This is a genomic window from Natrinema gelatinilyticum, assembly GCF_024266705.1.
GTDB lineage: Archaea > Halobacteriota > Halobacteria > Halobacteriales > Natrialbaceae > Natrinema > Natrinema gelatinilyticum.
Window position 1 is genome coordinate 1,872,513 of record NZ_CP100756.1, and the last position, 13,192, is coordinate 1,885,704.

9 protein-coding genes, 1 tRNA gene and 1 pseudogene are annotated in these 13,192 nt (G+C 63.7%); 6 read left to right on the forward strand and 5 right to left on the reverse strand.

The genetic code is table 11. The features are described from left to right. Window positions 1-58 precede the first annotated feature (58 nt). From NJU76_RS09165 to NJU76_RS09185, 5 genes and pseudogenes are all read left to right on the forward strand, one after another. Window positions 59-2,014: a beta-propeller domain-containing protein gene (locus NJU76_RS09165; RefSeq protein WP_254527768.1), complete on the forward strand. Its 1,956-nt coding sequence runs from the start codon at window positions 59-61 to the stop codon at window positions 2,012-2,014. A 167-nt stretch (window positions 2,015-2,181) separates the two neighbouring features. After that, complete coding sequence (locus tag NJU76_RS09170; protein ID WP_254527770.1) at window positions 2,182-2,961, forward strand: DUF5806 family protein; 780 nt, start codon at window positions 2,182-2,184, stop codon at window positions 2,959-2,961. A gap of 79 nt (window positions 2,962-3,040) precedes the next feature. Further along, window positions 3,041-3,472, forward strand: coding sequence for a hypothetical protein (locus NJU76_RS09175; protein ID WP_254527772.1), 432 nt, complete (start codon window positions 3,041-3,043; stop codon window positions 3,470-3,472). A gap of 217 nt (window positions 3,473-3,689) precedes the next feature. Continuing rightward, window positions 3,690-5,161, forward strand: a pseudogene (locus NJU76_RS09180) (aldehyde dehydrogenase family protein). 159 nt (window positions 5,162-5,320) lie between these two features. Further along, window positions 5,321-5,494, forward strand: a complete 174-nt coding sequence (locus NJU76_RS09185) for a hypothetical protein (RefSeq protein ID WP_254527774.1) — start codon at window positions 5,321-5,323, stop codon at window positions 5,492-5,494. 211 nt (window positions 5,495-5,705) lie between these two features. Here the strand turns inward: NJU76_RS09185 and NJU76_RS09190 are convergent. The 5 genes from NJU76_RS09190 to NJU76_RS09210 all read right to left on the reverse strand — a co-directional run bounded on the left by NJU76_RS09190 (window position 5,706) and on the right by NJU76_RS09210 (window position 11,843). Next, a tRNA-Leu gene (locus NJU76_RS09190) sits at window positions 5,706-5,789 on the reverse strand. Window positions 5,790-5,897: 108 nt separating this feature from the next. After that, window positions 5,898-6,236, reverse strand: coding sequence for a ferredoxin (locus tag NJU76_RS09195; RefSeq protein WP_254527776.1), 339 nt, complete (start codon window positions 6,234-6,236; stop codon window positions 5,898-5,900). A gap of 75 nt (window positions 6,237-6,311) precedes the next feature. Continuing rightward, window positions 6,312-7,262: an oxidoreductase gene (locus NJU76_RS09200; RefSeq protein WP_254527778.1), complete on the reverse strand. Its 951-nt coding sequence runs from the start codon at window positions 7,260-7,262 to the stop codon at window positions 6,312-6,314. A 114-nt stretch (window positions 7,263-7,376) separates the two neighbouring features. Next, complete coding sequence (locus NJU76_RS09205) at window positions 7,377-11,183, reverse strand: PAS domain-containing protein (protein WP_254527783.1); 3,807 nt, start codon at window positions 11,181-11,183, stop codon at window positions 7,377-7,379. Window positions 11,184-11,324: 141 nt separating this feature from the next. Beyond that, complete coding sequence (locus NJU76_RS09210; RefSeq protein WP_254527784.1) at window positions 11,325-11,843, reverse strand: peptidylprolyl isomerase; 519 nt, start codon at window positions 11,841-11,843, stop codon at window positions 11,325-11,327. 150 nt (window positions 11,844-11,993) lie between these two features. Here NJU76_RS09210 and NJU76_RS09215 point away from each other — a divergent pair, with 150 nt between their 5' ends. Beyond that, window positions 11,994-12,965: a succinylglutamate desuccinylase/aspartoacylase family protein gene (locus tag NJU76_RS09215; RefSeq protein ID WP_254527785.1), complete on the forward strand. Its 972-nt coding sequence runs from the start codon at window positions 11,994-11,996 to the stop codon at window positions 12,963-12,965. Window positions 12,966-13,192 lie beyond the last annotated feature (227 nt).

Here is a 13,192-nt window from a genome sequence, read left to right on the forward strand (position 1 = left end):
TGAAAGTGCTATTTTACCTAGCGGCGTTTCCTTAGTACAGCGTGTCGTTCACGAAAACATGACCGATCGAACCACGTTGATCGCGGTCGCTCTCACGGCGTTGCTCGTGGGGTCGATCGCGGGTGCCGGCTTCGCCGGACTGTTCGGCGACGACGGCACCGCTGAGGCCGACCTCGACCCGGAGAACACGCTTCTCACAGGCACGACCGATCCGGAACTGGCGACCTTCGCGTCCGACGACGCGTTCGTCGAGTACTTCCGCGACGCTTCGAGTGGCATCCGTTCGGGCGGTCCGACGGCGCTCCCCCCCACGGATGACGACGGCGTCGCGCTCGAGGGAGGCTCGAGCAGGGAACCGGATAGTACCACCGATACGGCTGACCCCGGAGGGAATGCGGCGTCAGAACGGGGTGACCGAACCGAACCGCGTCACTCCAGGACGAACGTCCAGGAGGCAGGTCTCGACGAACCGGACGTCCTGAAGACCGACGGCGAGTCGGCCTACTACGCCACCTATCGATACACGTCGCGATGGGCCGAGACGTCGATCGTCGACGTGAGCGATCCCGCTGCGCCCCGGACCGTGGGGTCGATTCCGCTCTCCGGCGATCTCCTCCTCGCGAACGACACCCTCGTCGTTCTCGGCAACCAGCAAGCGGCCGGCTACGACGTGAGCGATCCCGAGGACCCCGAGCGACTGTGGCGCAACGACCTCGAGGCGACCGTCGAGACCGCTCGCCTGTACGACGGCGACCTCTACCTGGTTCTGGTGGATCGACCCGGCAGCGACCCGTGTCCGATCGTTCCCTACGGCGACACGGCGATCGAGTGTACCGACGTGGTCCGTCCGGCCACGCAAGCCGACGCCGATGCCGTCTACACCGCCGCCCGCGTCGATCCCGAGACGGGGTCACTCGAGAGCGAAGAGAGCGTCGTCGGCTCCCGTTCGCTGTCCGCGACGTACGTGTCCGAGAACGGGATCTACCTCTCGTACACCCGTTCGACCGACAGGTACGAACTGCAGCGATCGTTCCTCGGCAGCGAGAACGGTTCCGATCTGTTCGATGCGACGGCTCGCAACCGCCTCGCCGCCCTCGAGACCATCGATATCTCCCAGCGCGCCAAAGCAGTCGAACTCCAGGAAATCCTCACCGACTGGTACGGCCGGATGGACGACGGTGAGCGCAAAGCGGCCCGTCAGGCCTTCCAGGACGGATTGCGTGACTACGTTGCGGCCCACCACCGCGATCTGAGCACGACCGGTATCGTCAGGATCGACATCGAGGGCGAACTGTCGGTCGAGGCCAGCGGCGAAGTCCCGGGAACGCCACTCAACCAGTTCTCCATGGACGAACACGACGACCATCTCCGTATCGCGACGACGATCCCGCGAACGCACGGCCTCGACTCCGAGAACGACGTCTACGTCCTCGATTCGGACCTCGAGACCGTCGGCTCGGTGACCGGGCTGGGCGTCGACGAGCGCATCTATTCCGTCCGTTTCGAGGGCGACGAGGGGTACGTCGTCACCTACCGGGAGATCGATCCGTTCTACACGCTCGATCTGTCCAACCCGACGAACCCGACCGTCGACGGGGAGCTCAAACTGCCGGGCTTCTCGACGTACCTGCACCCGCTTGAGGACGACCTCGTCCTCGGTATCGGACAGGAAGACCGCAGGCCCAAGGCGACCCTCTTCGACGTCAGCGATCCCGAGAACCCGATCGAACTCGACTCCGAGATCCTCACTGAGGAGTACTACAGCGCCGTGAGCCGAACGCACACGGCGTTCCTACAGGACGAGACTCACGGCGTGTTCTTCATGCCCGGCGGTGAACAAAGCTACGTGTTCGACTACACCGGCGGCGAACTCGAGGAGGTCGCTCGCGTCGACCTGGGCGGGGCCGGAGCGCGTGCGATGTACGTTGACGACTACCTCTACGTCTTCGGCGAGAATCAGGCGGTCGTCATAGACGAGACGAACTGGGAGGTCGTGAACCGACACGAGCTGTAGCGGACGCGTATCGGGCTGCAACGGACACGACTCCTCTCGTGGTATTCCCTCCGGACTGAGCTAGCAAGTCGATTCCGTTTCGCTTCCTGGCCATCCTTTCGGCCAGATCGTCACGGTCGACTGTAGGGAGGGGAACTCTTTTGCCCGCGGTTTGACAATGCCACCTCATGGACGGCAACGAGACTGTCGACCGTTCCGAATCGGACCGCCCGGATCGGACCGATCAGCCAACCGGAACGGACGATGGCCCGGCCGGTGACGAGGTGGAAGCCGCGACGAACGCAGGGACTCCGAATGGGGAGTTATCCGCCACGAACGCAGAGGCGCCCGCAGCAGATGGAGACGAGCCCGCGACGGAGACGCATAGCGCCGAGCAGCCGTCTTCGAGCGACGTCGACGCGTCGATGCCGGCCGTCCCGGATCCGGAGCCACAGGAATCCGACGTCCCCGAAGACGTACAAAAATACGCTCGTTTCAAGAAAATGGACGGCGCGCAGTACGAGCGAGTCAACGAGTTCCTGCGGGATCGGACCTACATTACCGCCCGAGAGTGGGCCATCGCGCGGCTCTGTTCCGACTTCCGAACGGAGACCGGCATCGAGATGACGAAAATCGGTGAGAACCTGCCTGAACTCATCCCCTTCATGACCGATACGTACACTCCCCAGGCCGTCAATCAGGCCCGCTCATCTTTCGAAGAGAAGGTCCGTACGGCAGGAGCGACCTTCCTCTACGGCGCGATGTGCGACTTCTTCACCGCGGAGGAACTCGACGACGTGATGTACGAGGCGACCGAGGTCGCGAAGTTCCTCCTCGAGGTCGAGGGCGTCGACCTCTCCGTCGAGGACGAACTCGAGGCCGAAGAGCGCATCTCGAGCGTGATGCGTGAGGTTCGCGAGGCCAGCGAGGACCTTCGCGCGGAGGACGTCGCCGAGAGCGAGGACTGACGCGAAAGCGAGCGTACCGTTCAGGTCGCGAGCGCGACCGAGAACTATGATATGGCTGTAGCGGATCGATCCGGATACGATGAACGACTCTCGCGACGTACGGTCGGACTCTCTCGACGAGGGTGGGCCGTCGCCACAACTGATCGCGCTCGGTGCCGGTATCGTCGACGTTCCGATATTCGCGTACGTCTCCCTCGAGCTGTTCGGCGATCCGACGTTCGGCGCGTTCGTCGGTCTATTGCTCGGTCTCGGAACCTACCTGTTTCTCCCCGCGATGATCGCCGACGAGGAGGACCGAGACGCAGACGACCTCGAGCCGACGGACGTCGGTACTCGCCTCCGCAGCTTCCACCGGACGGCCGCCGGACTCGCGCTCCCACCGGCGGCCGTCGTGCTGTTCGGGTGGCGGTTCGTCTCCGAGACTCTCTTCCTCGGCTTCCTCCTCGCCCTCGTCATCGCCGTCGTGATCTACCTGTCGCTCGCGGTGTTACTTCCGAGGCGCCTCGCCTGATACGGACTGCTGTCCGTCAGTTCCGGAGCAACCGCGACCGTCCTGTGGGTGCTCCTGTAAACCGTTACAGCTGACCGTACGAGGGCAACGACTCCGGTCACGGTTTCGTTCCTTGAGCGCCGTTCGCTCTGATTGCCCTGCGTTCGAGTCCTCACTTCTACCCCCGTTGCACTTGCGAGTCCGCTTCTTTTGCCCGCTCGAAGGATAGCCCCCACGTATGACCGACCTGCCTCTCGCACCGGAAGCCGGCTGGAATTCGCTGTACCTCGTCGGTGACTGGATCGATAGCGGTGACCGGGACAACATCTCCGTCGAGAACCCCTACACGCGCGAGGAGATCACGTCCGTCCCGGCGGGCACCGAAGACGACGTCGACCAAGCGTACGAGGCCGCCGCCGAGGCCCAGACCGGGTGGGCCGAACAGCCGCCGCAAGCGCGAGCCGGCGTGATCAACGCTGCCCTCGAGTTCGTCGACGACCACCGCGAGGAAATCGCCGAGTTGTTGACCCTCGAAGCCGGGAGCACGCGGGTCAAGTCCGAGGCCGAACTGGGACTGCCCGCGGAATGATGCAGCAGGCGGCCAGCTACCCGTCCTGAATGGACGGCCAGCACGCGGATTCGATCACGCCCGGCAAAGAGAATATCGCGGAGCGGGTCCCCGTTGGCGTCGTTGGCGTCATTTCGCCGTGGAACTTTCCGCTCCACCTCTCGATGCGGGCGGTCGCTCCGGCGATCGCGGCCGGTAACGGCGTTGTCCTCAAACCTGCCTCGAACACGCCGATCACGGGCGGCCTGCTGCTCGCGCGCATCTTCGAGGCGGCCGGCGCACCGGAGGGGATCATCAACGTCGTTCCGGGTCGCGGCTCCGATATCGGCGACGCGGTTGCGGGCCACGAACTCCCGAGCGTCATCGCCTTTACGGGTTCGACTGAGGTCGGCGAGCGCGTCGGGGAGCAGGCGGCCGGCAACGCCGCGTTGCCCGCCCTCGAACTCGGCGGGAACAACGTCCACGTCGTCACCGAGAACGCCGACCTCGAGCGGGCCGTCGACGGAGGCGTCTTCGGTTCGTTCCTGCACCAGGGCCAGATCTGTATCTCGACCAATCGCCACCTGGTCCACGAGTCGCTCTACGACGACTACGTCGACGCGCTTGCCGAACGGGCCGCCTCGCTGCCGACTGGTGATCCGACCGACGACGACACGATCGTCGGTCCCATCATCGACGAGAGCCAGCGCGACCAGATCCTCGAGTACGTCGAGGAGTCGGTCGACGAGAGAGCGACGGTCGAGACCGGCGGCGACCACGACGGTCTCGTCGTCGACCCGACGGTTCTCTCCGACGTTGACAACGACATGGCCGCAGCCTGCAACGAACACTTCGGCCCCATCGCGCCCGTAATCCCCTTCTCGAGCGACGAAGAGGCGATCGATCTCGCCAACGACACGATCCACGGTCTCTCGGGGTCGGTCCACAGCGAGGATATGGCGCAGGCTCGCCAGATCGCCGACGGAATCGAGACGGGGATGATCCACATCAACGATCAGCCGGTCAACGACGAACCCCACGTCCCGTTCGGCGGGATGAAAGAGTCCAGCATCGGCCGCTACAACGGCGAGCAGATCCTCGAGGAAGTGACGACGACGAAGTGGATTTCGATCCAGCACGAACCTCGAGAGTACCCGTTCTGAAGGGGTTTCTCGCAGGAGCCGGACTGAAGCGCTACTCACGCCCCCGAACGACTCTCGTATTGACCCCGTCCGCCAGCTAGTGATAGCCGACTCCATCGAGTGCGCTTCGGGTCCGTCCCGAATCGTATTCGTTATCTGCTGGTATCTCTGAAGACGACTATGAACTCCCCTGGACCCGTCTCCGACGATGGCCGAGCGTTGCAGAGCCGTGGATACCGCATTACCGTCGACGATGGTCGCGACTCGTTTTTCGCGATTTCTCTCGAGGAACCGAATAGTGAGACGGCGTGGATCATGTCGGACACCGTTCGAACGCTCGAGGACATGCAATAGGCCGTCCGTTCTCGCTCACTTCGGTCGACGGGCTGTGATTTCCTGGTTCGAATCTCGACCACCTCAGTCGCCACTCACGAGTGGATCGCGGCGGCATGCGAGGGTTGGGATTTGAACCACCGCCAGACGGTCGCTCACTCCGTTCGCGCTGCGTCTCGCGTACTTCAAATCCCGCGTCTCGTACTCGTCACTCGCGGATACTCGTGACGAATGCGAGGGTTGGGATTTGAACCCAAGGACCCCTACGGGAGCGGGTCTTAAGCCCACCGCCGTTGGCCTGCTTGGCTACCCTCGCACAGAAGGCAATCGATCGTTGTCCCGGGGTCGGGATGTGCGTTTCGGTGTGGCGACGGTTCGTCGGTGGCCGCGACCAATCGAACTCGAGGCAGCGTCCTTCCTCGTGCTACCAGTCGACGCTCAGTGTGCCGTCACCGTGGGGATCCGGCGCGATCTCTTCGTCGGTTCGACGGTCGACGACGTGGATGCAGCCGTCGTCTTTCTTCGCTGGACAGACCTCCGCGGCGCGGACGTTGTGCTCGAGGTCGTCCTCGTCGAAAAAGTACGTTTTCGGCTGGGCCATGCCGGAAGCGATGGACATCTCCCAGTTGTCGCTGACTTCGGCGCACTTGCCCGCGCCGAAGCACTTGTTCGCCTCGAAGATTATCTTGTAGGGCTTCTCCTTGACCGGCGGGGCGTCGGCCGAACCGACGTCGCTAGCGCGTTGAATGGCGTCGTCGCTCATTGGGTTCTAGTTCGATCGGTTGGTCTTTCGCCTTACGGTTGGCGCGAACGGTGTGAACGCTTTCGTCGGATTCAATCAGGCTGGCACTCCCGCTTTCGGCTCGGGCAGGTCGTACGTGACGCCGGTGAGTTCGCTCGAGACGGCCCACAGTCGACGGGCCGTCTCCTCGTCGTAGGAGCGATCCGAGGACGCCTGACGTTCGGGCGTCCCGCGCATGTTCTGGAATCCGCCGGGGCCATAGTACGCACCGCCCTCGGCGTCCGGATCGGTTGCGGCGTACAGCGTCGGGAGCGCGCCCTTTCCCGCGGACTGGGCCAGAACGGTGTTCATGATCCACATCCCGGTTTTCCGAAGCCGGCTGCCACGCTGCTCGGGGCCGCGAAATTGCAGTTGCGTGTCGGCGTAGCCGGGGTGAACCGCGATGCTCTTTGCGTTCGCGTCCGCCGTGAGCAGCCGTCGCTCGAGTTCGTACGCGAACAGCACGTTCGCGAGCTTCGACTGTGCATACGCGTCCCACTTGTCGTAGGACTGTTCGTGCTGGAGGTCGTCGAAGTTGATTTCTCCGCGTTCGTGGACGCCGCTCGAGACGGTTACGATCCGCGAGTCGGGTTCTTCGTCGATGGAGAGCGTGTCGAGTAACAGGCCGGTGAGCGCGAAGTGGCCGAGGTGGTTGACCCCGAACTGGGTCTCGAAGCCGTCTTCCGTTTCCGAGCGCGGGATCGCCATGACTCCCGCATTGTTGATTAGCACGTCGATTACCTCGTCCTCGAGTCCGTTGGCGAACGTCCGGATCGACTCGAGTGAGCCCAGATCACACTCCTCGACGCGGAGGTCTGCGTCGGTGCCGTCCTCGCGGATGTCCCGCGCCGCGTCCTCGCCGCGCTCGAGACTTCGGCAGGCCATGATCACCGTCGCACCGTTGCGCGCGAGTTCGCGGGTCGCCTCGAAGCCGATCCCGCTGTTCGCGCCCGTAATGACGATTGTCCGCCCGTGCTGGTCCGGGATGTCGTCGGCTGTCCAACCCATACCGGCCTTTCGTGGCCCGTGCCCTAAATAACAGCCCTGCGGGCACCACTCGAGGGGATTCCGCCAGTCGCCATCCGATGTATCGGCAGCGGCCACGACACCCGCGGTTGGGCGTCATCGCTCGCGGTCGTCTGAGACGGGGAGCGTAAACGAGAACGTCGATCCCTCGCCGGGTTCGGAGTCGACCCAGATCTCGCCGCCGTGGCGTTCGATGATCCGTTCACAGAGCGCCAGGCCGATGCCCATCCCGTCGTACTCCTCGCGGCTGTGGAGCCGATCGAAGATGGTGAACACCCGCTCCTGATTGTCCGGGGCGATGCCGATCCCTTCGTCGCGGACCGAGATCACCCACTCCCCGTTGCGTCGGTCGGCACCGACGTGAACCCGCGGCGGCTCGTCGCCGCTGTACGTGATCGCGTTGCTGAGCAGATTCTGGAACACCTGGCGTAGTTGATTCTCGTCACCGTCGACGTGGGGGAGTTCTTCGGTCGTGACTTCGGCGCCGCTCTCCTCGATCTGGAGCTGCAAGTCCTCGAGAACGCTCTCGAGTACCGCGTTCAAGTCCGTCGGTTCGAAGGGGTCACCGCGTGTTTCGATCCGCGAGTACATGAGCAGGGCATCGATCATCTCGCGCATCCGTTCGGCGCCGTCGACGGCGAACTCGAGGAACTCCCGGCCGTCCTCGTCGAAGACGTCTTCGTAGCGCTTCTCGAGCAACGTGAGATAGCTCGTTACCATCCGGAGGGGTTCTTGCAGGTCGTGTGAGGCCGCGTAGGCGAACTGCTCTAAGCGCTCGTTCGATTCCTCGAGCTTTCGCTGGTATTCCCGGCGCTCGGTAACGTCCTGAACGACGATCATGCCGGCGAAGATGTCGTCGTTGGCGTTTCTGACCGGCAGGGTATTAGCGTACAGGCGCCGGTCGTACAACTCGAGTTCGAACGAGTGGTGCTCCCCCTCGAGCGCCGCTTGGAAGTACGGTTCGTATTCCTCGATCAGACGATCCGGATAGATGTCGGAGACGCTGTTTCCGACGCGGTCCGCCGTATCGATGCCGATCTCGTCGAGTAGTTGGCCGCCGACGGCCGTATACGTCAGGTCGTCGTCGAACAGTCCGACCGACCCCTCGGGGAAGTTCTCGACGAGTGTCCGGTACCGACGCTCCGATTCCTCGAGTTCCCGTTCACGCTCCTTTCGATCGGTGATGTTCTGCAACATGATCATCCCCCCGAAGATATCACCCGCGTCGTCGGTCACGGGGAGCGTGTGGGCGAGCCAGTCCCGATCGTGGAACGACACCTCGAACGTGTTCGTCTCGCCAGCGAGGGCACCCTCGAAATTGGGCTCGAGTCGTTCGGCGAGCGCCGTCGGATACCGCTCCCAGATGGTCTGGCCAACGATCTCGGTCGCGTCGGTGCCGAGTTCCTCGAGGGTCTCGCCACCTGCGATCTGATATCGCAGGTCCTCGTCGAATAGGCACACCGCACCGTTCGGGAAGTGTTCGACGAGTGTCCGGTACCGTCGCTCACTTTCGGCGAGTTTTTGCTGGTACTCGCGGCGTTCGGTGATGTCCGTGAATGTGATGACGCCTCGAGTCACGGACCCATCTTCGTCCACCACTGGCCGTCCCTGAACTCTGATGATTCGCCGCTCCCCATCGGCGGCCTCGATTTCGAAGACGTCCGGTTCCCGAACGTCTTCGCCGGCGAGGACTCGGGTCATCGTCATCTCTTCGGGCGCGACCGCGTCCCCGGAGTCCGCCCACCGTATCGAGTATTTCTCGTATTCCGAGACGGAGCCGGCGTCGAACACATCCCCGCCCCAGATCTCTCGTGCGGTGTCGTTGGCATCGATGAGCCGCCCGTCGGCGTCGGCAACCACGACGCCGACCGGGAGGACCTCGAACAGCGTCTCGAGCTGATCCTGGTTGCGCTGGCGCTCGAGTTCGGCGCGTTTGCGGTCGGTGATGTCGGTGAGCGTGCCGGGGAAGGTCATCGGCTCGCCATCGTCGTCGCATTCGACGCGACCGCGAGCGACGACCCAACGGGTTTCGCCCTCGGCGTTTCGGACGCGGTACTCCGATTCGTATTCTCCGCAGGTCTCGACGGCTGCTTCGATCCCGGAAACGACCCGTTCGCGGTCATTCTCGTGGATAGCATCGATAAACCGATCGAGCGACACGCCACGATGAGCCGCTTCCGGGTCGACACCGAACGTCTTGGCGAACGATGGGCCGACGACCATCTCGTCGTTTCGGACGTCCCATTCCCAGGTACCGACGGCGCCGGCTTCGGTCGCCGCCTCGAGCTGCGATTTGGCGTCGCGAAGGTATCGTTCTCGCTCTTTTTGCTCGGTGATGTCCTGGGCCATCGTCATTCCAGCGAGGACGTCGCCGCGCTCGTCCGTAATCGGGGCCGCGTGGACCACCCACTCGCGGCCGGCGTACTCGAGTTCGACCGATCGTTCCTCGCCCGCGAGGGCGGCCTGAAACGCCGGCTGAAGCGCGTCGGCCGTTTCGTCCGGCCAGACCTCGTGGAATGTTCGCCCCTCGAGATCGTCGGGTTCGACGGGGATCCGATCGAAGCCCTGGCCGGCGGCCAGCGTGTACTCGAGGTCGTGATCGAACAGGGTCACGAGCCCGTTCGGGAAGTACTCCGCGAGCGTTCGGTAGCGCTGCTCCGATCGTTCGATTTCCTCTTGGTACGTGCGGCGTTCGGTGATATTCTGGGATATTCCGAGCGCGGCGATCACGTCGCCGTCTTCATCTCGAATCGGGACGATTTGGACGTCGTAGACCTGATCCGCGGTCTGGAGTTCGAACGAATTCGCATCGCCGTCGAGCGCAGCCTCGTAGCCCTGGGCGATTTCCTCGGCCAGCGCCGGCGCCCACGCCTCCCGGACCGGCTCACCCTCGAGTTCCGCGTTCGTCGCTCCGGTCTCGTCTATGGGGGTGCCGCCGATGGTCTCGTACCGGAGTTCGTCGTTGACCAGTGCGACCGCTCCGTTCGGGAAGTGTTCGACGAGCGTCCGGTACCGCTGTTCCGACTCCTCGAGTTTCCGCTCACGCTCGATCCGCTCGGTGACGTCGCGAAAGTAGACCGAAAGCCCCGTCTCGGACGGATAGATACGAATCTCGAACCACGCGTCGAGCGGTTCGGGATAGTATCCCTCGAACGAGACGGCCTCCTGGTCGTACATCGCCTGCTCGTACTTCGATCTGAACTTCCGGCCGATCGCTTCGGGAAACGCCTCCCAGACGTGTTCGTCGACCAGCCGGCGGCCGTCGGGGTTGATCAGCTCGTGTGCACGGTCGTTGAGATACGTGAACCGCCACTCTTCGTCGAGCGCGAAGAATCCGTCCGAGATCCGGCCGTACACCTCGTCGCGGTCCACTCGCGCCTGCCCGGTTTGCGTGACCGACGCGAGGATCTCTGCGACGTTCTGGACGAACTCGCAGTCGGCCTCGCGAAACGTCCGCTCTTCGCTTGTGTACGCTCCCAGAACGCCCCACGGCTCGTCGCTCGAGCCGATACGGACGGTGATGCCGCTGGTAACGCCATGTTCGGCGAGTAATTCGGACCCGTCGAACCGATCGGCGGCCTGTCGATCCTCGACGACGACGGGCTCGTCGGCCCGGAGTGTCGCTCCGATCTGCGACTCCGTTCCCGTCGGTAGCGTTGCAGTTCCGTCATCTCCCGTCTTCCACCCATTTCCCGTTCGCAACACGCACTCGTCTTCGCACGACCGCACCTCGAACAGCCCACAGTACTCGACATCCAGCGATTCGGCGACAGCGGCCACCGCTTTGTGTTGCAGTTGCACGTAATCGTCCGTCTCCAGCGCCTGTTTGCCGAGTTCGATGACCACCTCCTGGTGGCGAAGTCGAACGACGTGTGGTGGATCAGTGGATGAAGACGATCCCATTCTACCCGAGTACATCGGTCCAGAGGGTAAAACACATCGGTCGGTACCTGTTCACCTCAGCCGGCGACCGTTCGACCGACCGCCGGACCAGTGAATCGTCAGTAACGCGGTCGTCGACGATTCGCATCGCCGATCGGCGGCTTACTCGTAGTCGACGGAGACCGACTCGAGGACGACGTCCTCCCGCGGTCGGTCGTTGGTGTCGGTGTCGACGCTGCCGATTTCGCGAACGACGTCCATCCCGTCTACGACCTTGCCAAAGACCGAGTGGCGGTCGTCGAGGTGGGGCTGGGCGTCGAGCGTGATGAAGAACTGCGAGCCGTTGGTGTTTGGTCCGGAGTTTGCCATGCTCAACACGCCTTCGTCGTCGTGGCGCAGTTCATCGTGGAACTCGTCGTCGAACTGATAGCCGGGGCCGCCTCGTCCGGTTTCGGTCGGATCGCCGCCCTGGATCATGAAGTCCTCGATAACGCGGTGGAAGGCCACGTCGTCGTACAGTGGTTCGCCCTCGACTTCCTCTCCCGATTCGGGGTCGGTCCAGGTCTTCCCGCCGGTCGCGAGCCCGACGAAGTTGTCGACGGTCCGCGGCGCGCGTTCGTCGTACAGTTCGACCTCGATATCTCCCTCGGTCGTGTGCAGGGTTGCAGTAACGTCTCCCATACGTCGGCGACGACGGGACGACTGAAAACGATAGTGGTCTCGAGTCGCGGGACAGCGAGCCGACACCACCGGCTCTCGCGTCGGCCGTGATCGGTCCGACGCCCGATGGCCGGCCGCAGCTACATACTTCCGGACGTGAAACGAGGACGTATGGGCGACGGCACACACACGGGGGAACAGGTGACGCTCGCGCGGTTACCGTCGGGCGTGGAACTGACGACCACGGTTCACACCTATCGCGGTGACGAACCTGGGCCGACGCTGTACGTGCAGGCGGCCCAGCACGGCCGCGAAATCAACGGAACGGAGGTGCTCCGACGGTTCCACGAGCGACTCCCGCTCGAGACCCTGTCGGGGACTGTCATCGCCGTCCCCGTCGCGAACCCACTGACGTTCGACCGCGTCTCGTACACGACGCCGGAACAACTCGACAGCGTCAATCCGAACATGAACCGGATCTGGCCGGGAAACGGCGACGGCAGCCTCCACCAGCGGATGGCGGCTCGGCTCTGGGAGTACGTCGCGACGGCCGACGCAATCGTCGACCTCCACACGGGGAGCCCCGATATGCTTCCCCACGTCGTCTACCGGGAGGGCGACGAGCGCTCCAGATCGCTCGCCGAAGCGTTCGGAACCGATCTCCTGCTGTCCGAACAGGCAGACGAGGACGCCTCGGACGAGTGGCACCACCGCGGCTTCGCTGGAAAGCTCCGCGTCGCCGCCGCCGAAGAGGGGATCCCTTCGATCACGCCCGAACTCGCCTACAACAAGCAGATTCTCGAGACGGTCGTCGACGATGGGGTCGAGGGACTGCTCGACGTCTGTCGGTATCTCGACCTTCTCCCCGGACCGGTCCCCCGGCGCGACCAATCCATCGCCCGGAACCACCTGGGGCAGGTTACTGCTGGCGATTCCGGCCTCTTTCGGCCGAATCCCTCGCTCGAGGTCGGTGAGTCCGTCTCGGAGGGACACTCGATCGGCACGGTCTACCATCCGACGACCTACGAAACGTTATACGAGGCGACGGCCGACCGAGGTGGGATCCTCTATGCGCTCACGCAGGAGGCGACCGTGACCGCGGGCGACCAGCTCGCGAGCGTTGCGCTGGTTCGCGAAGCATAACCACTTGCAGGCGGCACGTGAGGCGTCGCATGCGACGGTATTTACAGTCGGTGCGACAGTATTCGCAGGCGGTGCGATGGTGTCAGTTAGCTGAAAGAGAGGGCGCTAAGCCCCTGTCCTCGAGGAGCGAACGGCGTTAGCCGCGAGCGAGTAGGGCGGGGATACAGCGTCCGCACGAGCGCCGACTTACTCTAGCCAGAACAGTTAACTAAACACAACTACTAGCA

Bases quoted from the DNA above. Each gene is read 5' to 3' on its own strand.
- NJU76_RS09200 (WP_254527778.1), bottom strand. From the start codon at position 7,262: ATGGGTTGGACAGCCGACGACATCCCGGACCAGCACGGGCGGACAATC.
- NJU76_RS09170 (WP_254527770.1), top strand. From the start codon at position 2,182: ATGGACGGCAACGAGACTGTCGACCGTTCCGAATCGGACCGCCCGGAT.
- NJU76_RS09195 (WP_254527776.1), bottom strand. From the start codon at position 6,236: ATGAGCGACGACGCCATTCAACGCGCTAGCGACGTCGGTTCGGCCGAC.
- NJU76_RS09165 (WP_254527768.1), top strand. From the start codon at position 59: ATGACCGATCGAACCACGTTGATCGCGGTCGCTCTCACGGCGTTGCTC.
- NJU76_RS09205 (WP_254527783.1), bottom strand. From the start codon at position 11,183: ATGGGATCGTCTTCATCCACTGATCCACCACACGTCGTTCGACTTCGC.
- NJU76_RS09210 (WP_254527784.1), bottom strand. From the start codon at position 11,843: ATGGGAGACGTTACTGCAACCCTGCACACGACCGAGGGAGATATCGAG.
- NJU76_RS09215 (WP_254527785.1), top strand. From the start codon at position 11,994: ATGGGCGACGGCACACACACGGGGGAACAGGTGACGCTCGCGCGGTTA.
- NJU76_RS09175 (WP_254527772.1), top strand. From the start codon at position 3,041: ATGAACGACTCTCGCGACGTACGGTCGGACTCTCTCGACGAGGGTGGG.
- NJU76_RS09185 (WP_254527774.1), top strand. From the start codon at position 5,321: ATGAACTCCCCTGGACCCGTCTCCGACGATGGCCGAGCGTTGCAGAGC.